We start from the raw sequence: 23,588 nt of genomic DNA on the forward strand, positions 1-23,588 counted from the left end.
ATGCTGGAAACCTGCACGGTGAGCGGCTTTAATACTGCTTCTATTTATCCTTTGGCAACCTCCAGATAAACGCTATTCTCCATGCTCATTACTATTGAAGGAATATACGGGATCGCATTGTCATTATACCGTGTGGAAATAGTGGTCGATTTCATCTCTGTATGAGTTGCTAAATCATAAAGTGACCAGTTGCGTTCTTTACGGTGGGCGGTTATAGTATTCAGAATATTATCCGCCGCCGCTCCTCACTTTCGCACAATAAACTTTTGCTTATTATACTGTACTACGCAAAAAACATATGCCTTCTCGTCGCATAAAAAGTACGAAGTTCGGGAGTGTTAAAATCATGGATAGCCTGTCCGCATTTGACGATTTATACACTGCCATCGAAGCGTGCCTCATTTACCCTGATGAAGTCATCGATCGTTTGGCACGGGCATTCTACCCAGCCATCCTTGCCTGCTGGAACAGCGAGGAAGGCCAGCGTGAGTTTGCTGCATGGCAGGCGGAACAGGTTCATCTTGCTGGAAAAGAGAAGCAGGAAGTTCCCGCTGGGGAACTCCCTGCTGTACATATCATTCTTGTCTGTGGCTTTTGGCAGGGTACGTCCGGGTGGGCGCACCCTGTTTTTTTGTTTTTAATAAACAAGATGGAGCAAATCGGCCAGTACGATCATAGCAACAATTATAGCAAAAAGAAACACGGGCAATCAATCTCCGGGCTGTGATATGGGATTACCCGGCCAAATTGATTCTTTTCCGCAAGCTCCCGGCACTGCATTGCATCCAGATGCACCGGATACCGCAGGAAGAGCATCTGCCCGTTTTTCAGCATTTCTGCGCTCAGGCTGCCCGCATCCGGGGTGCCTGTCATGATGCCGTGTGCTCCGTGCGCCACCATTTCGCGGGCGCGCTGCCCGGCTTTTCCTGCCAGCTGCGGTCCGCTGAGAAAGACAACGCCTTTTTCCCGGCTGAGGAAAGCATCCGGCTGCACCCAGTCCGCAAAATGCGGCGGCACAGGCAACAGCCACGGTCCACCCAGCTGGATCTGCTGTAGCTGACGAAGGAAATGCGCATCGCCGTAAAATTTCAGATTCGGTGCAAAGCGTTTCAGCAACAGAAGGATCTCCGGCCCTCGGCCATATTTCGGCACCGGGAAGAACAGGAGCTGTGTCTGTTTCAGGCACTGCACGGTCTCCACACAGAGTTTTTTGACGCAAGTGTTCCAGTCTGCGTCCGTGCTGCCGTAAGCCGCATCCAGAACGGCCAGATCTGCCGTCTGGCTCCGCAGCGGGTCACAGGGGTAGAGCGGGCTGTGCTCTGCATAGTCGCCAGAAAAGAGAATGCTCTTTCCGTTCCATTCAAATCGCAGCCAGACGCTGCCTGCGCAGTGCCCGGAACGCCCCCATGTGACCTGCAGGCCGGGCAGTTCCGGCACAGAGCCGGAGCCTTTGCAAGGGCAGAGACTTTCCAGCGTTTGGATATGATTCAAGGAAAAGGGCAGTTGGGTCAGAGTAGGCAGCGTAGCATAGACCGGCCCCTGATACCCCTGCTGCGCCAGCCACGGCAGCGCCCCGGTGTGGTCTGCGTGGCTGTGGGTCAGAAAGACAGCCCGCAGTTTTTGAATCTGCTCTGCATTCAGCCGGGGCAGGTCGTCCTCTGCGCCAGCCAGCAGACCGCAATCCACCAGAAAAGCAGCACTATTCTGTTCCACATAAAAGCAGTTGCGGCCATGTTCGCCGCAGCCCCCGGCAATAAAAAGTTCCATCTCAATGCACCTTCCGATGATCGATCACCGTGTTCAAGATCAGCAGTGCCGTGGTCGAAAACAACACACACAGCACCGCCATCGCCATGCCAACCGAAACGCTGCCCTGCTCAAATTCCCGCACGATAAAGGTGGAGACCACCAGTGTGTTGGGCGGAGCGATCAGACTTGCCGTTACCAGTTCCCGGAAAGCGATGATGAAGGTCATCATCCAGCCGGTGGCGATGCCCTGCCGGATCAGCGGCAGGGTGATACGCCGCAGGATGTAAACCGGGCTTCCGCCGAACACCTGTCCTGCCGCCATCAGGCTGTCACTGATTTGGGTAAAGGACGAAGTGACGTACTGCACCGTATAGGGAAGAAACAGCACCACATAGGCCAGAACCATGATGCCCATAGTGTTGTACAGCGGCAGGATGTTGTAGATTTGGTTCCAGAATAGCATAATTCCAATGACCAATACAATACCCGGCAGCATTTCCGGCAGCAGACCAATGGCTTCTACCACCTTGCGCAGTTTGGAGTGCGACTTCCGCACCGCCAATACCAGCAGAGTGCCCAGCACTGCACAGATGGTAGCCGAAGTGACCGCAAGAAAAACGCTGTTCTTCAGAGCACTCAATCCCTTTTCGTTCTCGGTGAACAGTTCTACATAATGTGCGATGGTAAAGTTGCCCGGTGCCAGACCGTAGCCGCGGAGATTGATGAGAGATGTGGAAATGACCGAGAAGTACGGAACCCCAACTGCAATCAGCAGCACCAGAACGGTATATGCCCACGCAGCGACGGTGGCTCCTTTGCCCATGGACTGCTCTACGCGGCGGGCACCCTTGCCGCTGACCAAATTGTAACTTTTGCGCGTGGTAATGTAATTTTGCAGCATCCACATACACAGACAGATGCCTACCAGCACGGAGGAGAGCGTGGCTGAACTGCCAAAGTCGATGGGGGCTACGGTGGCGTGGCGGTGGATCTCGGTGGTAAACACCTCAAACCCGATGCGCTTGCCCAGCGTAGAAGGCGTGCCGTATTCAGACAGCGTTTTCACAAACACCAGCAGCGCACCGATGGCGTAGTTGCCGGAGAGCAGCGGCAGAAAGATCTTGCGCATCCGGGCAGAGAATCCGGCCCCAAACACAGCACCTGCCTCTTCCAGACTGGAGGGGATATTCAGCATGGCGTTTTTGAGCATGGTGAGCATGAACGGAAAAACGTGCAGGCTCATCACCAGCACCAAACCGCCCAGAGTGAAGAAGATCTTTTCGCACCCGGCAGCTGCGGGGATCAGCTGCTGCAAAAGCCCCTTTTTCTGCATAAATAAGATCCAGCCCATGGAGGCAATGTAGGGCGGCGTCATGAACGGGATCATAAAGAGAATGTCAAAGACACGGTAGCGGGCAAACTTTGTCCGGGAGAACAGATAGGCCAGCGGTGCGGCAATCAGAGTAGACAGCAGCACCACCAGCACACCCAACAGCAGCGAATTGCCGATCATGTGGGCGTTTTCCGGGTTCAACAGCGTCTGCACAGCGGGAGAAAAGTCAAGGCGGCCATTCTGCATGACCGCCTTGGCAAAAATCATTCCCACAGGACAGACGATCAGAAAGATCAACACCACTGCCAGCAACAGCAGCGGAAGATTCGCCTTACGATTCGTCTGTTTCATGGAGCGTTACCCGTTGCTGGCACCGCAGATCTGGTTGATCTTTGCGGCATCATCGCTGGCTTCCGCCATCATCTTGTCCCAATCGGGCGTGATCTGAGGAATATCCTCCAGATTGCTGCGCTTGTCGCACTTGATGTCGGTGCGGCCGGGCAGCAGATAAGCATTTGCCACCAGCTGCTGTGCCTCATCGCTGAACAGATAATCAACAAATGCCTTGGCATTGTCCATGTTGGGAGCCGTTTTCAGGATCATTGCCGGGCGGGGGTTCACGATGGTGCCGCCTGCCGGGTAGTAGATGTCCAGCGGCTCGCCCTTATTCTTGGAAGAATAGGCGTTGTAGTCCACGCCGGCCACAAGGATGCCCACTTCGCCGGTGGTGACAGCTTCCAGTGCAGCCTTGTTTGCGCCGGGGACCGTCATACCGTTGTCGGCCATAGCCTGAAAATCATCCCAGCCATTCTTGACCACATAGCCTGCCACAAAGTCCTTGCAGGCACCGGACTTTTCCGGGTCGGGGATGGCCAGCTGATCCTTATACTCTGCGTTGCCAAGGTCTTTCCAGTCGGCATCAAGCGTGGAGAACACCGTGGTGTTATAAATAACGCCCACAGCGGATGCACTGTAACCAAACAGCACACTGTCGTCATCCAGCCAGCCGTCCACGATGAGGTCGGCGTTTTCCGGGGTGTAGCTTTCCAGCTTGTCATCTGCTTTCATGGACAGACCATCCGACCAGGAAGCCAGAATCACTACATCGGCCACAGGGTTTGCTGCTTCGGCTTCCAGACGAGCGAGGATCTCGCCGGTAGTGCCCTGAAACTGCTCTACCTCGATACCAGTCTTTGCCGTAAAGCCCTCGGCCAGCTTATCGGCCAGACCAGCCGGAGAAGGCATATAGACCGTCACTTTGCCGGTGCCGGATGCGGCAGCGGGAGTGCTATCGCTTGCCACGCTGGAAGAAGCTGTGCTGGAAGCAACCGTGCTGCTTGCGGAGCCGCCGCAGGCGGTCAAGGCGGCAGCGGCAGTCAGAGTACCCGCCACAGCAAGAAAATTACGACGGCTGATTTTATAATTACGCATAAGGATTCTCCTTTTTCATTTCCAATGATGTATCATCAAGCCGCACCTTGCGGCAGGAAGCTGATTCAGACGGCAACGATGGCACTACGGGGCAGATAAAGCGAGATCTTTTCGCCCACCGAGACCCGTCGGGGGCTGATATATGTCCAGTCCTGTCCGTTGTGGTTCAGCTGTAGCTGGTAGCTGCTGCCAAGGAACTGCACCGCCGTGACATCGGCATCGTATTTTTCGGCCTGCTCGGTGGGAACCGTCTGTGCCTGTTCCGGGCGGAACAGATGATTCTGGTCGAGCCAGTTGGAAGAGCCTACAAATCGTGCCACGAACTCCGTTGCCGGATGGGAATAGATTTTTTCCGGGGTATCATACTGCTCAATTTTTCCGGCGTGACAGACCGCAATTGCATCGCTCATGCTCATGGCCTCAATCTGGTCGTGGGTCACAAACACGCCGGTAATGCCCAACTTGGTGATCAGCGTCCGCAGTTCCGAGCGCATCTCTTCCCGCAGCAGTGCGTCCAGTGCGGAAAGCGGCTCGTCAAACAGGATGCAGGCCGGTTCAATGACGATCGCGCGGGCAAATGCCACACGCTGCTGCTGACCGCCGGACAGCTGATGAGGATACCGCTGGGCAAAATCATCCAGCTGTACAGCGTGGAGTGCATTTTTCACCTTTTCGTCCAATTTGTCCGTCTTGCCAGCCGCCCGCAGGCCAAAAGCCACATTTTCAAAGACAGTCATGTGCGGCCAGAGGGCAAAATCCTGAAACACAAAGCCAAGGCCGCGCTTTTCGGGCGGGATATTGATCTTCTTTTCCGAGGAGAACACACAGCGATTCTCAAACCAGATCTCACCGCTGTCCGGCGTTTCCAGTCCGGCGATCATCCGCAACAGGGTGGTCTTGCCGCAACCGGAAGGTCCCAGCAATGTGGTCAGGCTGCCGCTTTGAATGACGAAGCTGGTAGGCTGGATCACCTGCTTTGCGCCAAAGGATTTTGTAACATGAACGAGCTTGATCTCCATATTTTGCACTCCTACTTTTGATACCTGCTCTATGGTAGCACGAAGGATTTGTGCAAACTATCCTGCTGGGGTAAAGCTTATGTAAAAGTTTGGCAACAAAAATTTCCCGCCAAAGAAAAACTCTGGCGAGGGCGAGCGCTGCATCACCGGAAAAATTGCATGGGTTTTACCACAATTTGATTGTAACTTCTCCGGGATCATCTTATAATAATAGATACTTTCTTTCAACAAGTGAACCGAGGGCAAAGCCATGACGTATAAGGACATCAAATACAACGAAGAAGTCAACGAACTGCTGAAAAAAGGCAATCAGAATCTGGGCTTGCTGGGCTATACCGACCACTCGCAGGCTCATTGCGTCCGGGTAGCAGAAACCGCTGCGCATATCCTGAAAAAATTCGGTTATTCGGAACATGACATCGAGCTTGCCCGGATCGCAGGCTATATGCACGATATCGGAAATGCCATCAACCGGAACCGCCACGCCGAATACGGTGGGCTGCTGGCCAATGAGATTCTCAAACAATATGACCTGAGCATTCCGGACCGCATCACCATCGTATCTGCCATTTCCAATCACGATGAATCTACCGGCAGAGCTGTGGATCCCATCTCGGCAGCCCTCATCATCGGTGACAAGACTGATGTGCGCCGCAGCCGCGTGCGAGAAAAGCCAAAGGCAACCTTTGATATCCATGACCGGGTCAATTACGCGGTGACAGGCCAGACTCTGAAAATCAACACCGAGAAAAAGGTCATCTCACTGAATCTGCAAATCGACACCGACATTTGCAGCATGTACGAATATTTTGAGATTTTCCTGCAGCGGATGCTGATGTGCCGCGGGGCTGCCGATATGCTGGGAACAACCTTCAAGTTAACGGCCAATGGGGCCAAAGTTCTTTAATGTGTGGCCATCTCCGCAAAGAACAGGAACCAGCCTTTATAATAAAAAACAAAAAGTCCCGCCTGAAAGTAAAGCCTTCACTTTCAGGCGGGATGTCTTTCAATATGACTGCTATGGCGGCATGCGTGACCATATCCTGTCAGATACAGCGTACTCCAGAGGTTATCTTCCGAGGCGTGCAGATAATCATAGGTCAGGTTTTCATCCACACGCTCAACGATGCAACCACCCGCCATCAGCGTTTCCAGTTTTTTTGTGATTGTACTGCCGGCATAGTCGATAAAGGAACGGATGATGACATTTCTTCCTTGGTCAAAATGCGCTTGGTCACCCGCTCGGTGCGCTGCTTTTCTGCGGCAAGTTGCTCATCATAACGGCAGCAATAAGAGCGGGGCCTTGCAAAAGGCTCCACTCTTATCATAACGGACAGATTGTATGGGTGAAGCGCTGCGAAGAACTTGAATGCGGGGATATCGGGATATTCGTATATGATGACTGTGGATATCTGAAAAAATACGATGAACATACCCCAGACAAATCCCAAGCAGAGTTCCTTACCGACAGCTATGGCGTGGTGCATAACCAACCGGTTTTGGTTTCTCTTAACACCAAATATTCGCCGATCCTTATATCTCCAGAGCAAAGATTCGAGGTTGTTGGAAAAGTTTTGAACTAAAAAGATGGGAGGAGTTTTCGTGGATACGATCAAGCGTGTTCAGGATTTGATGAAAGAGCGTGATATGAATCTATGTGTGTTGACAAAAAAATGCGGAATATCGTACTCCACGATTCAAACCACCGCCCGTCGGGGAGGGCAGTTAAGCGTAGAGACGATTGAAAGAATTTGTCAGGGTTTAGGAATTACATTAAAAGACTTCTTCGATTCCTCCTACCTGTAAATATAGGGGCAGCAAAAAAAGCCGTTCGCCACGCTGGAAAATCTGCGTGGTGAACGGCTTTAATACTGCTTCTATTTATCCTTTGGCAATCTCCAGATAAACGCTAATCTCCATGATTGTTACCATTGAAGGAATACATTTGCGACGATCTTCGGGCATACCGAATAAGATTTGCATTGGCAGTTGAAAACAGCTCAGGTTACCTATTGCAATTCTGACTATTTGGAATATACTTGTAAGTATCAAATTATTTCACTGTATGAGGACATCCGCACCAAACTTATCCAGTCCGGTGTAATGAAATGCAGAGAATAAAAGACAAAATTGGTATGTTCCACGAAATTTAGGGAGAAAACTGAGCAAGTAGGAAGGCGGAATATATATGAAACAAGATACTTTAGAGGGCAAAGCAAAAACAAAAAATGGGGTAAAACGGCTGTGTTTTTCCATAATCTGCATTCTTCTGGAAGTGATTTTTATTATTACTATCGTAACACGCTTGAATGAATATGCAGAAGTCATAAATTTATTTACAAGGATTTTGAGTGGGATCTTGGTTTTGGGATTGTACGCATCAAATAAGACATCCTCTATGAAAATGCCTTGGGTCATCTTAATTCTAATTTTCCCAATTATGGGTGTAGGCCTGTATTTGTTGATTGGTTTGAATGGTGGCACACATAAAATGCGTGAGCGGTATGCAGAAATTGATAGCAAATTGTTACCAATGCTTCCGGACAGTCAGGAGTGTTTGAGCAGAATAAAAGAAACAATTCCGAAAGCAGGAAATATAGCAAGTTACATACAAAGAAATTCGCAGTATCCAATCTATCAGAATACGGATATTGTGTATTTTGATGAAGCAGTGAAAGGATTAGAGGCACAGCTTAAGGATTTGGAGAAAGCACAAAAGTTTATCTTTATGGAATATCATGCGATAGAAGACGCTGAAGCATGGCATAAGATTCAAGATGTTCTGGAAGAGCGAGTAAAAGCAGGTGTGGAAGTTAGAGTATTCTACGATGATATGGGTTCTATAGGCTTTATTAACACAGATTTTGTGAAAAAAATGGAGACAATAGGAATTCATTGCCGTGTATTCAATCCGTTTATGCCAGGTTTAAATCTGTTTTTGAACAATCGTGATCATAGAAAAATAACAGTTATTGATGGAAAAGTCGGATTTACAGGTGGATATAATCTAGCAAACGAATATTTTAATTACACACACCCGTATGGACAGTGGAAAGATACAGGTATTCGTTTAGAAGGAGATGCTGTTCAGTCGCTTACAGTGACATTTTTAGAAATGTGGAATGCTGTTAGTGAAAAAGCTACGAATGATACTGATTTTAGTAAATACATTATTCATTACGATTATAAAGCACAGCAAACAGGTTTTGTTCAGCCTTATGCAGACAGTCCTATGGATAATGAGCAGGTCGGAGAAGAAGTTTATATCAGTATGATAAATAAAGCCGAAAAATATTGTTGGTTTATGACTCCATATCTAATCATAACAGACGAAATGACGCATGCGTTATGTCTGGCTGCTAAGCGAGGGGTAGACGTAAGAATTATCACACCTGGTATCCCTGATAAAAAATTCATTTATAATGTAACTCGTTCTTTTTATCATGGATTAGTTAAACATGGTGTTCGTGTTTATGAGTGGACTCCTGGTTTCTGTCATGCAAAAATGAGTGTGGCAGATGACTGTATGGCAACTTGTGGAACAATTAATTTGGATTATCGAAGTTTATATCACCATTTTGAAAACGGCTGTTTTATGGCAGATTGTCAGGCAGTTGTGGAAATAAAAAATGATCTGATAAGAACGATGGGAGAATGTCGTGATGTGACAGACCAATATCAAACCGGACGAAGTGCATATTTGCGACTGGGACAATTATTTATGAGATTATTTGCTGGATTGCTATAAGAATCTGTTGAAACGACCTTTCAAAAAACAGTTGATTTAGAAGTTAACTGTTTTTGAAAGGCCGTTTTTGCTATATCTAACAGTCTGTTGTACAAAGAAGATTTTGCATGGATGAAAAAACAAACCTTGTTGAGGTTAAATTGAGTTTTCTATTGTATTGTATTGCTAATGAATAAGAATAAGAAATAAAAAGGAATCAGGTGATGTACAATGAAAAAGCATAAAATATGTAAAATTCTTCTTGTTATACTGGCAATTTTTTTATGTGTGGCTTTTTATGAATTGCTCGGAATCTGCGTTGCATATAAAAAGCAGCCGGAAGTGTCCAATACAACCAAAAAAGAAACAAAAAATGGGTCATGGAACGAATGCAGTGAAAATACAGAACGGGCAGTAATCATAGAAAAGAATCCAGAAGCGCTTTTACAAAGAGTGCGTTTGATCAAGAATGCAAAAAAGGAAATTATTCTTTCTACTTTTGCATTTCAATCCGATGAAAGTGGAAAATTGATCTTAGTAGCACTGCATGATGCGGCAGACAGAGGTGTACATATTCGTCTGTTAGTAGACGGAATGGAGAGCTGGATTGATATGGAAGGAAATCCGTATTTCTATGGATTATCTTCCCATGAGAATGTTGAAATTAAACTGTATAATAAGGCCAATCCGTTGAAACCGTGGAAAATAATGGGTAGAATGCATGATAAATATTTGATTGCAGATGGAAAGAGATATATTCTTGGGGGAAGAAATACATACAATTATTTTCTGGGTGATTTTCCGGGACATAAGAACTATGACAGAGACGTGTTAGTGGTTTGCGATGAACCTGAGAAAGATAATTCAGTTAACCAGTTGTTAGAGTATTTTGAAACGATATGGGAACAAGAAGACAGTGATTATTTTCATGACAATAAAAAACTGGCAAATAGAAAATCTGTAAAGAACGCAGTTTTAGAGTTGCAGAACGGCTATCAGAAATATTTTGAAGAGAATAAGGAAAGAATCTGCGATACCGATTACACGGACGAAACTTTTGAGACAGAAAAGATTGCATTAGTGTCAAATCCTATTCACACAGGTTCCAAAGAACCAGTAGTGTGGTATCAGTTGGGAGAATTGATGAAAAATGCAAAAAATCGTGTGAAGATCCACACGCCATATATTATCTGTAATGATATGATGTATAATACATGGGAGGAGATTGCAGAGAACGTTTCAGATTTTTCTATCATGACAAATTCAGTTGCGAATAATGGGAATCCATTTGGGGCTGCCGATTATGCGAAAAACAGAAATAGAATCTTAAGTACAGGAATTAATATCTGGGAATATGAAGGCGGTTATTCATACCACGGAAAAAGTATTCTGATTGACGATGATCTGTCTGTAATCGGTTCCTTTAATATGGACATGAGAAGTGCATATCTGGATACGGAACTGATGCTTGTAATTCGCAGTAAAGATATTAATAAACAGTTGGAAGAGGGCATGATGGAATATGAAAGAGTGTCCCGCCAGGTATTGGAAGATGGAACCTATCGTGATCCATATCATGTAGAGCCAATCGAATTAACAAAGAAACGTCAGAGAAAAATATTTTTGGTACAGCATCTGCTTGGATGGGCAAGGTATCTGTTTTAATAAGGAGGAAGGAAAACGTGTTTCAAATATTGATTGTAGAAGATGATAAAGAATTAAGCCAGCTATTCCAAAAAGTGCTTGAGAAGAATGGATATCAAGTCAAAAGTGCATCGGATGGAGCACAGGCATTAGAAGTATTGGTTAAGGAATATATTGATCTGATCATTTCTGATATTATGATGCCGGTTATGGATGGTTATGAACTGGTGTCGGAACTCCGTTCAGCAGGATATCAGATACCTGTACTTATGATCACTGCGAAAGGTTCCTTTGATGATATGCGCCAGGGATTTCTTTCGGGAAGTGACGATTATATGGTAAAACCGGTAAATGTGAATGAAATGGTTTTAAGAGTCGGAGCACTGCTTCGCCGTGCACAGATACTGAATGAACACAAAATTGTGATCGGCTCAACAGAGTTTGATTACGATGCAATGACGGTTACAACTGATAAGGAAAGTCTTGCTTTGCCTAAAAAAGAATTCCTGCTTTTATATAAGCTTGCAGCTTCGCCAGGCAGAATATTTACAAAACAACAGTTGATGGATGAAGTATGGGGATACGAGACGGAGGCAGACCCACATACGATAGAGGTACATATAGGAAGAATCAGAGAGCGTTTTAAAGATAACCCTGATTTTGAAATCGTAACAATGCGTGGAATTGGATACAAGGTGGTGAAAAAATAATGGAACAAAAGAAAGAAAAAGGATTGCGGATCCGATCCTGTCTGACTGGTGCAATCTGGCTGGCACTTGTATTTTCAACAGTCATATCTGCTTTATTATTTGCTTTTTTGAATCATTTTTTTAATCTGCCGGGCAGCATACCTGTGCTTGGCTGGCTTTTGATTTTCAATACATTGATTGCAGGGCTGATCACTTCCTTTATTAATGCAAAGTTACTGGAACCAATTACAAGACTTAGTAAAGCAATGAAGGAAGTTTCTCGGGGAGATTTTGAACAGCATTTGGAAACGAACAGCCGTATAGCAGAAGTTGGAGAATCTTATCAAAGTTTTAACGTTATGACAAAAGAACTTCGTGCAACAGAGGTGCTGCAGATGGATTTTGTATCTGATGTTTCTCATGAGTTTAAGACCCCGATTAATGCCATTGAAGGATATACAATGCTGCTTCAGGGAGAAGAACTGTCTCCGGAACAAGAGGAATATGTAGAAAAAATCTTATTTAACACCCAAAGACTTTCCGGATTGGTTGGTAATATTTTGCTGTTATCCAAGTTAGAGAATCAGAATATACCAATGAAAAAAACAGAATATCGTCTGGATGAACAGATCCGCCAGGCAGTTCTTTCATTGGAAACAAAATGGACAGAAAAAGAAATTGGTTTTCAGGTAGAATTGGAGGAAGTTAAATATACTGCGAATGAAGGACTTTTTATGCATATCTGGATAAATCTTTTAGATAATGCGATTAAGTTCAGCCCTTCAAAGGGGACAATTACGATGTTTCTGAGACAAGAACAGGATTCTGTTAAGTTCATTCTGGAAGATGAAGGACCAGGAATAGAGGATGATGTAAAATCCAGAATATTTGACAAGTTCTATCAGGTAGATGGATCTCATAAAGCAGAAGGAAATGGCCTAGGTCTTGCACTTGTAAAACGGATTGTAGATAGTGCCGGAGGAACAATCAAAGCAGAAAACCGTGAATATGGTGGATGCAGATTTGTTATAGAGCTGCCAAAGCAGAAAGATGAGATTATCTAGTTTTAAGATAAATTAGAAGATGGGAGAATTTATATGACATTTTATCAGGAGTTGCAGTTAAATCAGGCAGGTTCTAAAAACCTGTTGAAAAAGAGTGAAACACTAAAAGAAAAATTATATCATATGTGGGTATATCTGGTGAAGATAGCTGCTACAATGGCATTTTGTTTTTTCTTTGTTAGTATTTTCAGCATCCTATTTGGAAATGAGAACAGCATTGTAGGTGTAGTAGTCTTATTATGTCTCATGGTGTTTAGGAATGCGGATCTGGGGATCCACACCGGACAATCTACGATGCTTTTGGCTTTGTTCTTTGTAATTATGACTGTATGTCCGCATTTAGCAAATCAGTTTTCACCGGTATTGGGAATGCTGTTAAATATTGCGGCACTGGCTGTGTTGATTCTGTTCGGATGCCATAATCCATCCATGTTTAATCAATCTACATTGGTTCTTGGGTATCTGCTGCTATATGGTTATGATGTTACGGGAAAAAGCTATCAGATGCGATTAGTCGGAATGGCTTTAGGTGCAGCACTTACCTGCTTCGTATTTTATCGAAATCATAAAAACAGAACTTATAAAAGAAATCTGAAAGATCTGATACAAGAATTTGATATCACTTCTTCCAGAACAAAATGGCAGCTATGTCAGATTTTATGCGTACCGATTGTCCTTTGCATTGCAGAACTTTGTAATATGCCACGTGCAATGTGGGCTGGTATTGCGGCCATGTCCGTGATTTTGCCGTCTATGGAAGATATGCACTACAGAGTCCGTAAAAGGATTGTCGGAAATATTGCAGGTGTTATATGTTTTACAGTATTATATTTTCTGCTTCCTTCGTCAATCTATGCATATATAGGAATTCTTGGTGGAATCGGTGTAGGATTTTCAGCACAATATGGCTGGCAGGCAGTATTTAACACATTTGGTGCTTTAGCCATTGCTGCAGAGACATATGGACTACAAGGAGCGGTTAGTCTTAGAGTGAGTCAAAATGTTTTTGGTGTTGTGTTTGCTTTAGCATTTTGTGTTATGTTTTATTGGTTTATGCCTAAAAAAAAGGAAAGTGAGGTGACCGTACATGCAGAGTGAAGTGAATCAGGAAGAAAATTTGAATACCACTGATTTTGACGAGCACTTCGCTAAAATTTCGTCCTATATTGTAGACACATTGCACGGCGTTCCACTTGAGATGACCGAGGATGAAAAAGAACAATTTCGCATACAGGTTATTTCAAATCAGTATGCAGAACGGTTGCTAAGTGAAGCCGAAAAGACAGAAACGTATAGAGGTTTATCAAAAATTGATATTCTCCATACAGTTTCTATCCCTCAACTGGCTAGAACAATCCCACTTAAAGGTTTGAATCTCAGTTTAGAAAAATACAGAATGCCGGATGGTGTAATAATAGAGGTTGAGAGTTCGTCACATTATTTGGGGTCATTTAGTGAGAAAAATGATTCTTCCACAAATTGGATAGAAAAGATCATGGAGGGTGTCGGTATTCACTAGATGGATTCTCAAGAAGCATATGCACGAAAGTTCTGCACGCGATAAGTATCTTGCCATTATGAAGCCCTACCTTCTGATGTGGCACAGTAGCAGTTGAAAACAGCTCAGGTTACCTATTGCAATTCTGACTATTTGGAATATACTTGTAAGTATCAAATTATTTCACTGTATGGGAGGAAATTATTATGGCAAGACCCAAGGGAAGCAAGAATAAGGCTCGTACTGTAAAGGCCAGCGTTGATTATGCAGCCGTCGTTGCAGAAAAGACCGCTGAAAAGGAAAAAATCGAATCTGAGGTTGCTACGCTGACTGCAAATCTCGATGATCTGAAAACGCAGCTGAAAGCCAAGAAAGCAGAATTGAAAGCCGCCACCAAGGAACTTGCCAAAGCCGAAAACAAAAAAGCTGCCGCCGAAGCAAAGGCAGCAGAAGAAGCAAAGAAGGGCGAAGCAGAAGATGTGCTGAAGAAGCTGCTTGCCAGCGGTATGACGGCTGAAGAAATCCTTGCAAAGCTCCAGTAATGCAATATGATGAACTGGACAAGCTGCTGAAGTAAAGGAAGGGGCTGTTGCACACGGATAAAAGCCGGTGCAGCAGCCTCTTTTTCATTCATGCTGCAATTTTTTCAGCGTTTCAAACGTATCTAAATTAAAGTGGCGTATCATATTCCTTTTCACACATACTTGCCATTTTCAGACAGGAGGTTGCTTTTATGAAAATATCTGCCGACTATCGTATGCTCGCTCTCGATGCTCTGCGCGGAAAATGGAAAACTGCTGTTCTGACAGGTATTGCCGCCAGTGCGCTCGGTGCTACCATTGTGAGCAGTTCCAACAGTGTCGTTTCCAATTCCAATCAGGCAAAGGACATTCATTTTAACCTGTTCGCCCAGCCAAACGGCGGTCGTCTGCTTGCTGTTTTGCTTGTCGGCATTGGTCTGTGGGCAATCCTCCAACTGATCGTGGGCGGTGCAGTTCAACTGGGATATGCTCATTTTAATCTGAACCTTGTAGATGGAAATGATGCTGCCATCTCGGACTTGTTCTCTCAGAAAGATCGTCTGTGGGATGGCTTCTGCATGAAATTCCTGCAGGGTCTGTACATCGCCCTCTGGTCGCTGCTGTTGGTGATTCCGGGAATCGTGAAAACATACAGCTATGCGATGACACCTTACATCATGTCCGAACATCCTTCGTTGACTGCAAATGAAGCAATCACAGAATCCCGGCGGATTATGGACGGCAACAAATGGCGGCTGTTCTGTCTGGATTTCAGCTTCATTGGCTGGGAGCTGCTCTGTTCGTTGCCACTGTATGCCGGGGGTTTTCTGGTTCTCAAATATTTCACCGGTTCAGAGGCTATGGCGATTTCTCTTTTTCTTCTGCTGACAATTCCATTGAGCATTGGCTTCTTTTTTGTACGCCCCTATGAGGAAGCTGCATGGGCCACTTTCTACCGCGATATTACCGCAGCACCTACCGAACCGGATGAAGCATACTGACTTTTATACTATTTCGCAGATGTGACCGGATTTTCGAGGTGATCTGCGTATGGATAAGAAACCTGACCGTTCCGAAATAATTGCAATGACCCTCTTATTTGCTTTAACGCTGGTGCTTACGGTATTAAAAGTGACGAGAACGGTTTCACTGACTTGGTTGTGGGTGCTGGGTCCGCTTTGGCTTGGCACATATCGGTACCGTGATTAGGGCTGCTTGCGCTGGGAGATTTCTCCCAGCGTTTTTTATTCCTCGGAGATGCCGAGATATTGGTCGATCTCCATGATACCCTCCCCACTGACCTCCACCAGATCTTCAAAGGGCACTACGGTGTCGCCCACCTGCAAGGTGCGGAACACCGGGTCGATGCGGTCTGCCTTGCCAGTCAGGGTGACGTAGTTGCCCACTGCGGGAATCTCCGGGTGGGCGGTATCCGCCTTGAAGTACCGCACCGTGATGGTCATGCCCTTGGTGACCTGCATCTGTAGGAAAGTTCTCGGAGGTGACTTTTCTGACGTTATTACCCAATGGCATTCAATGGGCCGATAGGTAGGCAACGAAAACAGCCCAAAGACAACCATCTTTTTGAGAATGCGAACGATACGCGGCAAGTGACGACGAGGTGTATAATTGCGCCCTTTATTCTAAAGGTTTTTGGACGTTCTGCTTTTCGTGAACGTCATGCACCATCTTTGCAAGCGCTAGCACGACTTCCGGTTGACGGAACGAGATTTTCAGCAGCTCCATCACCTGATCGTCGGTCAGCTCTCCCGGACAGACCAGAAAGCTTTCCAGCATTCCAGCACGGGTGCAAAGACGATGCACACGCTCTCTCCGGTTCAGCTCCGACATCCTGCGTTCAAGGATCTTTTCCCGGTGCTGGCAAGAGCGCAGCTTCTGCTCTGCTTTGGCTTTTTCGCTACGGAGGTAGGCAAGGTCGGTTTTGGGTTGGGTCAATGGCATCACGCTCCTTTTTCAGAAAATAAAAAGCCAAACAATCAGACCTGCTTTGCAACTGATTGTTTGGCGAGGAAAAGCGTATATGGTTTTGGCAGTTGAATCAAACAATGATAACGTGAACAGCACGCTCGTAATCAACTTTGCGAACGTATATTGTGTAGAGCGTTTGATAATTGACCTTTTGAAATGCAGTTCCGGCTCTTTCACGGGTTCCCATTGAAAACAGAGACGGTGATGATAAATCGCGTGCTTTTGTTCGATAGGCTATTCCTGCCTTTTCTAAAAGCGATGTGTATTTTTGGTATTGAGATTGATTCGAGCAAACAACCAGCTCTTTTTGATTGAAAAATGGCAACATAGAAACTCCTAAGCATCTCACTTCTTGTCGAAAAATTTCAGCAGAAGTCCGATTATCAATGCAACGCCGCAGACCAATATAACCAGAATGGTTTGTGATGACAAGACGAAAAGCGGTTGAGGAAGCAGTCCCAGCATTCCACCAATAATAAATAAAAGCAATATTAGAATCACAATTGCAAATAGGATTGGCTTCTATTTTTTCATGCTGACACACTCCCTTCTTCAAGAAACAAACTATTATACGCGAACTCTTATAGATGCATTGAAATCATCTGCATCTTATTGTTACTATACATACAATAGAAGATTTCGTCCATGCTTTTGTACTAACATGGATAAAATCTGTCACGAAATCGGAGTGAACGGTATATCAGCAGTGAACTGGAACCACCCATTTTCATAGAACATCGTATACTCTCCACTGTATTTTTCAAGAATCAGCCGGATGTTCGCAAGTCCAAAACCATGCAGCTGTGGTTCTGGTTTTGTAGTTGGAATGGAACCATTTATAATTACAACCGGTTCCGATGTGTTTCGGACAGAGACAAAAAAGTCTTGCTGTGCAACGGCCATGACATGAATCGCTTTATCGCCCTTATCATACTGCTGACACGCTTCAATGGCATTATCCAAAAGGTTTGATAGAAGCACTACCATATCGGAGACATCAAATGGAAGATTTGATAGATCATTCACTTCAAAATCAATGCTGATCTTCTTTTGAGTTGCTTCGGCAGCTTTTGTATTGAAAAGTGCGTCCAAGATGGGATGATGTGTGTTGACAAGGAATAGCCGATCAGTTTGCTGTTCGGTGATTTTTTCAAGATATTCTTCAGCGGCAGAATACTCTTGATTCTTCATCAATCGATTTAGGATATTCAGGTGCGCCCGGAAATCGTGAACTTTTTTCCTTTGGGCAGAATAAAGTTCGCTTGCCGAAGTCATGTTTTTCGATTGTAGCTGAATCTGCTGGTTAAGCATCAATAATTGTTCTCTTTCCGATGCTGCATACTCCATTTGCTCCAATAAAAAGAGGACTGCGACGTTTGAAATAAAAATGAGAATACAACAGCCAGCAGAAACAAACTCTTCTATATTATGACCGCTTGTAACGTAAAGTAGGATCACAAGCATTACAAACGATGCGCATGGGAATAGAAAGTACAGTATCAGCTGCGAATGTTGAGCATCGCTTCTGGGTCTGTTGCCCATACGCTGAAGCATCATTTTGCGAAATAGCGCAATAATAAATAATTCGGATGAATAATAAGAGATTCCATAGATTAGGGATAACGTCTTGTCGGCTTGAAACGTCTGAGCATCCATCCCACAAACCGATGTTGCAAGCATTCCGACTGCAAAAGATAAACTATAAGTCAAGAGATATTCTACAACGATAAGAAATAATAAAAACTTTCCTGAGATATTCTCATATAGAGTTCTGGCAACAATAAAGCAGGATAGTAGAATCAAGAGAATTTTGACGATTTGGTTTCGATTTAAGGCAATAACACTGAATTCAATGGATGCATACATTAAAATAGTTTGAACTATTACACCGACAAGGAATCTATGACCTTTCCAACGGTGCGAAGCAAAAGCGTCTAAAAACAGACATACGCAGACTGAATCTATGATTGTGTAAACCAAACTGATCAAAGCATCCATCTACTTTTACCTCGCCAATGTAAATATTTCTGTTTTAGCTCACTATAATTCTTTTCGCTTGGAGCCAGACAAAGACCACCGCGCAATTGGACTTTATTGTATTGAAAGATTTCGACATAGTGCATATTGACAAGATAGCTTTTTTGAATACGAAGGAAACCGAGTGGCTCGATTTTTTCGGATAGTTCCGTTATGTTGCCGTAAAATTGGTATGCTGGGCGTTTTTCGTCCAACAAGTGCATAACAATGATTCTTCGATGAGATTCTAAATACAGAATGTCATTTACAGGTACATCGATAATTTCAGAGTTGATTGAAATTGTGACAAGCTGTTTCCGTCGAAGTACTTCTTGGACAGCTGAATCAAAGTAGGAATCAAGTTTAGCAGAGAGATCTGCTTTTAGTAAGTATCGAAAGGCTTGAACCTCAAATCCCTCTGGAGCATACTGAATGAAATTCGTAATGAAGATAATCACAATATTTTCATTTTCTGCTCGTAACTTTCTGGCAAGCTCAATTCCATTTGTTTCGCCCATATCAATATCCAGAAGCGCAATATCATAAGGACGAGAAAAGTCTATTTGACTTGGCTGCGAAACTCCATAAAATCTTGATGCTACATGCGTTTCCTCACTTTTCTTTTTGAGTTCTTCAATAATAGAATCAACAATCTGCTGGTCATCATCACAAACCAAGACATTCATTTTGAAATCCCTCCATTGCACATGGGAATGCTTTTTATCACACAACATACAGCCCTGCTCCTCACAAGTCAATTGAATTTCAATATAATCGAACATTATATGTAGTATAGTACGATTATGTTGAAATTTCAAATAGTACACTTTATATAGGATAGGAGTGTACGGGAATGGAGCATTATTTAGGAGAAAAACTAAAAAAGCTGAGAGAAAGTCGTGGCTGGACGCAGGCGGATTTGGCTAAACGGTTAAATAAGGCTGTATCCACAGCCAGTGGATATGAAAGTGATGCACATGCAATTCCGTTGGATGTTCTTGCAAGCATTTCATCCTTATTTAGCATTTCAACAGATGAACTCCTAGGACTGGATGCGCCAGAAGTACTATCTCTTTCTGGATTGACTGGTGCGCAAAAGAAAACTTTAATTAAACTCCGTAATGAATTGCTTTCGCCAAGCCGAAAAGGAAATGATCTTTCGCCGCAGCAGATGGAAATTCTTCATGACATAATAAAAGCCTTCGGTTAACGATTGATTTTCAATACAGTACGGGTGCAAGAATATTACTTAGATATGACCCTCAATGCTGGATGCCCAGTGTTGAGGGTCATATTATTTGCAACCACACCGATTTCGTTACAAATTTTCTCTCTGTTGTTACAAAATCATGGACAGGGATTGATTCTTGTGCTTTGATATTTTTAATACCTAAAGCACGAATATGAGATTGATATGAGGTGATCCCAGTGCAGAACTTAAAATATTAACCGATTCCTCGAATGCAGGTATGATGTTTTACAAAAAGGAGATGACTCAACATGACCGCAACTAAAAGATTGGTATCCACACCTTTTTTAACCGAAAAGGATTATTATCAAGCGGTTGGTGGTTAAAAGGTATAGAAAATGAAGAAAGCTCTATATACATTTCTCCTGTGGGATTTGTTTCTATTTGCTACGGGCTTAAACGACCTTGTTTTTTATAGAAATGTTACATTGTCGGAAAGCGCAACGGTGGTAGATTGGGCGCAACCAGCTTTTGCAAGTGTTACTTTATTTCTGATTTTGCTTTCAATTTACTATGGATTGCACCAACTCCTCTTTGGGAAGAATTTTTATTTGAAGTTGGAAGTTAAGCAGGAAGATATTGATAAAATGCGAGATTTCATTTTCATTTTATTAAAAAAGGAAAAAATTGATCCAGATAAGTTGCATCAGCACTTAAAGTATCTGATAATTGCTGAAGTCGTTTTGTGGTGCATTTTCATTATCTATCTTTTTGTATCAAGGTCTACAGCAATCTAATCCCATTACGGAAAAGTGAAAGCTCGCCAGATTTTATGTCTGGCGAGCTTTCATAATACTCTAATTCATAGCATTATAGCAGTTCTCTTTTCAGTCACTACGACTGTAAGTAGATGGCTGATTCAATTCGGATATTTTAATTAGAGATTAGTCTTCCAGTCTACCATGGTCACAGCCAAGTGAGAGATAATGCTCAATTTCATCACCCAGCACAAGTTGGGCATACTCCAAAGGCTTATTGTACAGCAACCAGTCCAGTTTCGCCCGCTGTACCGGGGTGTTGCCGTACTCGTCCTCAATGGCGATACAATCAATGGAAAGGGTGGTGCCATCTTCAAATCGGGCTTCCGCCCGGTTGGTGTCCATGTTGTAGCGACAGGAAAGCACTTTTTGAGAGTGATTATGGTCGAAATTCTGATTTCGTTTCATTTGAATCGCTCCTTTAATGATTTTGAAATTTAATTTTCAACGATATGTGGTATCTTTTTTCTTTCTCTTAAGTCACCCAACAGCACTGTCCCGCATCTGCCGGACGGTCAATGCAAGCTGCTCCTCGACTTGCTTGTCCAGCTTGGCAAGGTAGCTACCCAGCTCCCCGGACAGGAGCAGTTGATTGTACCGGATGGGATGCTGCTCCTTCAGATACATTTTATGTAAGCGGCCCCACCGCCCGGTGGGGTGCTGCTCTGCCGGGGCTGCTGCGGTCAGATTCGGCAGATAGTGGTCATTGACAAGGTTGTAGTCCAGACCGTTAGCGTTGTCATGGATGGAATTTTTCATGATAGTCATGCCGCATTGTCCTCCTTTGGTTTCGGCGTTGGGGTTGCTTCTGGGTCTGGTTTTAGATTTCCTTTTTTCTTGTGATAGAATTCCAAGGTTTTCCTGTTGTGGTTAATCCTCCTGCACTCCTCGGAACAAAATTCCTGCTGGCTGTGTGTAGGCCAGTAGGAATGCCCACATACGGCACAGGCACGTTGCCTGTAGTAGTGAGTTCCTCTCTCGGCTTCTCTATCCGCTTTCTTTTGCTCCTGTCTTGCCTGATTCCAGCAGTCTCTTGAACAGAAAAGCTGTCGGTTGCTCGTAGGTGTAAACACCTTCCCGCAGTACGGACACGTTTTGGTTTTAATGATTTCGCCACCGTTTTTAGCGATTATCTTTGCCTTTCGCTTTTCTCGATAGGCTTTTTCACGTTTGCGCTGTTTTTCCATGCGCTGCTGTTCTTCCTGCTCCTTCTGCGCTTTTAGTTCGGCAAGTTCTTCCTCGGTATAAGCAATATCGACTTGGCCGACATAGTTGAAATAAATGTCAACCTTTTGTGTGCGGGCATTGCCTGCACCCTCGGCTTCATAAACAACGATTTTATCGACAAGTTCGTTAAACATTGAATCGGAGATTTCTGTTGGATTTTTGCACTTACGAATCAGCAAAATAAAATGTTGAATATCAACAGAACTTGACTTATCTTCGGCAATTTCGGATTTCATCGTTTCCATCTGCGATTCCAATTCTGCTTGCTCGCTATCATACTGTGCCATCAGCTGCTTGTACTGTCGTTCGGGCAACAGTCCAGACATAAGATTTTCGTACAGACTACGAATAAGGGCAGAAAGCTCATCATAGCGTTTTTGACAACGTTTCAATTCCGATTGGTTCTGCTTCGGCTTTTCTTCACGTTTCTCTTTCCAAAGTGATTGCAGTTCCAAAGCGAAGGTTTCTTCATCTTTTAGAACAAATCTCGAAAAGCGCTTGACCGATGCCAATATCAAGGCTTCAACATTATCGGCACTGATTGAATGGGCAGTACAGCCATTCACCCGACTTGCATATCCACCACAACGATAAGAATATTGAGTAGACCCATCCTTTTTACTGTAGTGTGTTTGCAAGGTCAATCTTCTGCCGCAGTCGGCACAATACAGATACCCGCTTAAACGGTTGGTGTGCGTTCCCCAAGCAGAAGCACGATTCACTCGGCATCTGCGTTTCTGAACACTATCCCAAAGTTCTTGCGATATAATCGGTTCATGCGTGTTCTGGAAAACGTACTGTTCATCTTCATCTGTTTCTTTTCTCTTGTGAAGTTTGAAATTTGTGCTTACAGATTTTCGTAAAACAGTGTGTCCCAGATATTCCTGCCGACCTAAAATTGTTCTTACGGAGGAGGTGCCCCACAGGTACGGATTGGAGAACTTTGTCCCATTGTACTGCTCCGGGTGATATTTCTTTGCGTATGCAGCAGGAATCAGGACTTTTTCCTCTGTCAACAGTTCTGCGATTGTCCGTGGGCTTTTTCCTTCGTTCGCAAGAAGAAAAATGCGCTTTACGACTTCGGATGCCACCGGATCAACAACAAGTGTCTGCTTGTCGTTCGGCAAACGGTTATATCCATACGGAATAGAGCCGCTGCAACGTTTTCCATCTTTCATCCGGGCATCGAACACAGCCTTGATTTTATTACTCGTGTCTTTGGCATACCATTCGTTCATAATATTCAAAAACGGAGCAAAATCATTGTCTGAAGCATTGTTGCTGTCGATGCTGTTGTTGATTGCAAGGAATCGGACGTTTTTCTGTGGGAACAGAACTTCCGTATAAAAACCGACTTGCAGATAATTTCGTCCTAAGCGGCTCATATCCTTCACAATAAGCGTTTCGACATTTCCTGCTTCTACCTCTTTTATTAGAGATTGAAAGCCGGGACGATTGAAATTCACACCTGAAAAGCCATCATCTGTAAAATGGCGGATGTTCTTGAAGCCGTTCTTTTGTGCGTAATCTTCCAGATATTTCTTTTGGTTGGTGATGGAATTCGATTCACCAGCAAGATCATCATCTCTTGACAAACGCTCATAGAGTGCGGTGATTTTTGGTTCTTTAGGCATTTGTTCTACCTCCTTTCTTATGGAATCTTTCAATTTAGGA

Annotated in this window: 26 protein-coding genes; 13 read left to right on the plus strand and 13 right to left on the minus strand. The window is 44.4% G+C overall.

Features of this window, described 5'->3' with window-relative positions:
• Positions 1 to 346: 346 nt before the first annotated feature.
• On the plus strand, positions 347 to 727 hold the full coding sequence (locus tag MTP36_RS04400; protein ID WP_223388105.1) for a hypothetical protein: 381 nt from the start codon (positions 347 to 349) through the stop codon (positions 725 to 727).
• Here MTP36_RS04400 and MTP36_RS04405 read toward each other — a convergent pair.
• The 4 genes from MTP36_RS04405 to MTP36_RS04420 all read right to left on the minus strand — a co-directional run bounded on the left by MTP36_RS04405 (position 685) and on the right by MTP36_RS04420 (position 5,532).
• Entirely contained in the window at positions 685 to 1,767 is a 1,083-nt protein-coding gene (locus MTP36_RS04405) for an MBL fold metallo-hydrolase (RefSeq protein ID WP_207686078.1), read from the minus strand. The genes MTP36_RS04400 and MTP36_RS04405 overlap by 43 nt on opposite strands.
• A gap of 1 nt (position 1,768) precedes the next feature.
• Entirely contained in the window at positions 1,769 to 3,433 is a 1,665-nt protein-coding gene (locus tag MTP36_RS04410; RefSeq protein ID WP_249253787.1) for an ABC transporter permease, read from the minus strand.
• A 6-nt stretch (positions 3,434 to 3,439) separates the two neighbouring features.
• Positions 3,440 to 4,513 carry an ABC transporter substrate-binding protein gene (locus MTP36_RS04415; protein WP_112115028.1) on the minus strand — a complete coding sequence of 358 codons (1,074 nt, stop codon included), beginning with the start codon at positions 4,511 to 4,513 and terminating at the stop codon, positions 3,440 to 3,442.
• A 65-nt stretch (positions 4,514 to 4,578) separates the two neighbouring features.
• Positions 4,579 to 5,532 carry an ABC transporter ATP-binding protein gene (locus MTP36_RS04420; RefSeq protein WP_112115029.1) on the minus strand — a complete coding sequence of 318 codons (954 nt, stop codon included), beginning with the start codon at positions 5,530 to 5,532 and terminating at the stop codon, positions 4,579 to 4,581.
• A gap of 250 nt (positions 5,533 to 5,782) precedes the next feature.
• Between MTP36_RS04420 and MTP36_RS04425 the strand changes: the two genes are divergently transcribed.
• Entirely contained in the window at positions 5,783 to 6,439 is a 657-nt protein-coding gene (locus tag MTP36_RS04425) for an HD domain-containing protein (RefSeq protein WP_249253789.1), read from the plus strand.
• Between the two features lie 235 nt (positions 6,440 to 6,674).
• On the opposite strand, the gene MTP36_RS04430 is transcribed toward MTP36_RS04425, so the two are convergent.
• On the minus strand, positions 6,675 to 7,019 hold the full coding sequence (locus tag MTP36_RS04430) for a hypothetical protein (protein ID WP_249253791.1): 345 nt from the start codon (positions 7,017 to 7,019) through the stop codon (positions 6,675 to 6,677).
• Positions 7,020 to 7,134: 115 nt separating this feature from the next.
• On the opposite strand from MTP36_RS04430, the gene MTP36_RS04435 reads away from it, so the two are divergent.
• The 9 genes from MTP36_RS04435 to MTP36_RS04475 all read left to right on the plus strand — a co-directional run bounded on the left by MTP36_RS04435 (position 7,135) and on the right by MTP36_RS04475 (position 15,676).
• Positions 7,135 to 7,338, plus strand: a complete 204-nt coding sequence (locus MTP36_RS04435; protein WP_249253793.1) for a helix-turn-helix domain-containing protein — start codon at positions 7,135 to 7,137, stop codon at positions 7,336 to 7,338.
• Positions 7,339 to 7,720: 382 nt separating this feature from the next.
• Positions 7,721 to 9,280, plus strand: coding sequence for a cardiolipin synthase (cls, locus tag MTP36_RS04440; RefSeq protein ID WP_005921174.1), 1,560 nt, complete (start codon positions 7,721 to 7,723; stop codon positions 9,278 to 9,280).
• 210 nt (positions 9,281 to 9,490) lie between these two features.
• Complete coding sequence (locus tag MTP36_RS04445) at positions 9,491 to 10,924, plus strand: phospholipase D family protein (RefSeq protein ID WP_249253795.1); 1,434 nt, start codon at positions 9,491 to 9,493, stop codon at positions 10,922 to 10,924.
• Positions 10,903 to 11,613: a response regulator transcription factor gene (locus MTP36_RS04450; RefSeq protein ID WP_129873037.1), complete on the plus strand. Its 711-nt coding sequence runs from the start codon at positions 10,903 to 10,905 to the stop codon at positions 11,611 to 11,613. The genes MTP36_RS04445 and MTP36_RS04450 overlap by 22 nt, the downstream gene beginning before the upstream one ends.
• A complete protein-coding gene (locus MTP36_RS04455; RefSeq protein WP_249253797.1) occupies positions 11,613 to 12,656 on the plus strand; it encodes a HAMP domain-containing sensor histidine kinase in 1,044 nt (347 codons plus the stop codon). The genes MTP36_RS04450 and MTP36_RS04455 overlap by 1 nt, the downstream gene beginning before the upstream one ends.
• 33 nt (positions 12,657 to 12,689) lie before the next feature.
• Complete coding sequence (locus tag MTP36_RS04460) at positions 12,690 to 13,754, plus strand: FUSC family protein (protein WP_249253799.1); 1,065 nt, start codon at positions 12,690 to 12,692, stop codon at positions 13,752 to 13,754.
• Position 13,755: 1 nt separating this feature from the next.
• The gene (locus MTP36_RS04465) at positions 13,756 to 14,175 is read left to right on the plus strand and encodes a hypothetical protein (RefSeq protein ID WP_242821977.1); all 420 of its coding nucleotides are present in this window, start codon (positions 13,756 to 13,758) and stop codon (positions 14,173 to 14,175) included.
• 185 nt (positions 14,176 to 14,360) lie between these two features.
• Positions 14,361 to 14,696: a hypothetical protein gene (locus tag MTP36_RS04470; protein WP_097778743.1), complete on the plus strand. Its 336-nt coding sequence runs from the start codon at positions 14,361 to 14,363 to the stop codon at positions 14,694 to 14,696.
• Positions 14,697 to 14,887: 191 nt separating this feature from the next.
• A complete protein-coding gene (locus MTP36_RS04475) occupies positions 14,888 to 15,676 on the plus strand; it encodes a DUF975 family protein (protein ID WP_055185889.1) in 789 nt (262 codons plus the stop codon).
• Between the two features lie 243 nt (positions 15,677 to 15,919).
• Here the strand turns inward: MTP36_RS04475 and MTP36_RS04480 are convergent, their stop codons facing one another.
• The 5 genes from MTP36_RS04480 to MTP36_RS04500 all read right to left on the minus strand — a co-directional run bounded on the left by MTP36_RS04480 (position 15,920) and on the right by MTP36_RS04500 (position 19,366).
• Entirely contained in the window at positions 15,920 to 16,156 is a 237-nt protein-coding gene (locus tag MTP36_RS04480; protein WP_249253801.1) for a hypothetical protein, read from the minus strand.
• 157 nt (positions 16,157 to 16,313) lie between these two features.
• The gene (locus tag MTP36_RS04485; RefSeq protein WP_442900252.1) at positions 16,314 to 16,631 is read right to left on the minus strand and encodes a DUF3847 domain-containing protein; all 318 of its coding nucleotides are present in this window, start codon (positions 16,629 to 16,631) and stop codon (positions 16,314 to 16,316) included.
• Between the two features lie 103 nt (positions 16,632 to 16,734).
• Complete coding sequence (locus MTP36_RS04490; RefSeq protein WP_249253804.1) at positions 16,735 to 17,220, minus strand: hypothetical protein; 486 nt, start codon at positions 17,218 to 17,220, stop codon at positions 16,735 to 16,737.
• Between the two features lie 119 nt (positions 17,221 to 17,339).
• Positions 17,340 to 18,662 carry a sensor histidine kinase gene (locus MTP36_RS04495; RefSeq protein WP_249253806.1) on the minus strand — a complete coding sequence of 441 codons (1,323 nt, stop codon included), beginning with the start codon at positions 18,660 to 18,662 and terminating at the stop codon, positions 17,340 to 17,342.
• Positions 18,650 to 19,366, minus strand: a complete 717-nt coding sequence (locus tag MTP36_RS04500) for a LytR/AlgR family response regulator transcription factor (protein ID WP_199680580.1) — start codon at positions 19,364 to 19,366, stop codon at positions 18,650 to 18,652. The genes MTP36_RS04495 and MTP36_RS04500 overlap by 13 nt, the downstream gene beginning before the upstream one ends.
• Positions 19,367 to 19,533: 167 nt before the next feature.
• Here MTP36_RS04500 and MTP36_RS04505 point away from each other — a divergent pair, with 167 nt between their 5' ends.
• A complete protein-coding gene (locus MTP36_RS04505; RefSeq protein WP_249253808.1) occupies positions 19,534 to 19,890 on the plus strand; it encodes a helix-turn-helix domain-containing protein in 357 nt (118 codons plus the stop codon).
• Between the two features lie 377 nt (positions 19,891 to 20,267).
• The gene (locus MTP36_RS04510; protein ID WP_098924823.1) at positions 20,268 to 20,666 is read left to right on the plus strand and encodes a hypothetical protein; all 399 of its coding nucleotides are present in this window, start codon (positions 20,268 to 20,270) and stop codon (positions 20,664 to 20,666) included.
• A 147-nt stretch (positions 20,667 to 20,813) separates the two neighbouring features.
• On the opposite strand, the gene MTP36_RS04515 is transcribed toward MTP36_RS04510, so the two are convergent.
• From MTP36_RS04515 to MTP36_RS04525, 3 genes are all read right to left on the minus strand, one after another.
• Entirely contained in the window at positions 20,814 to 21,095 is a 282-nt protein-coding gene (locus MTP36_RS04515; RefSeq protein WP_249253810.1) for a DUF6061 family protein, read from the minus strand.
• 72 nt (positions 21,096 to 21,167) lie between these two features.
• Positions 21,168 to 21,455: a TnpV protein gene (locus MTP36_RS04520; RefSeq protein WP_249253812.1), complete on the minus strand. Its 288-nt coding sequence runs from the start codon at positions 21,453 to 21,455 to the stop codon at positions 21,168 to 21,170.
• Positions 21,452 to 23,548 carry a recombinase family protein gene (locus MTP36_RS04525; RefSeq protein WP_249253814.1) on the minus strand — a complete coding sequence of 699 codons (2,097 nt, stop codon included), beginning with the start codon at positions 23,546 to 23,548 and terminating at the stop codon, positions 21,452 to 21,454. The genes MTP36_RS04520 and MTP36_RS04525 overlap by 4 nt, the downstream gene beginning before the upstream one ends.
• Positions 23,549 to 23,588 lie beyond the last annotated feature (40 nt).

The organism is Faecalibacterium sp. I4-1-79, from assembly GCF_023347235.1.
Classification (GTDB): Bacteria; Bacillota; Clostridia; order Oscillospirales; family Ruminococcaceae; genus Faecalibacterium; species Faecalibacterium tardum.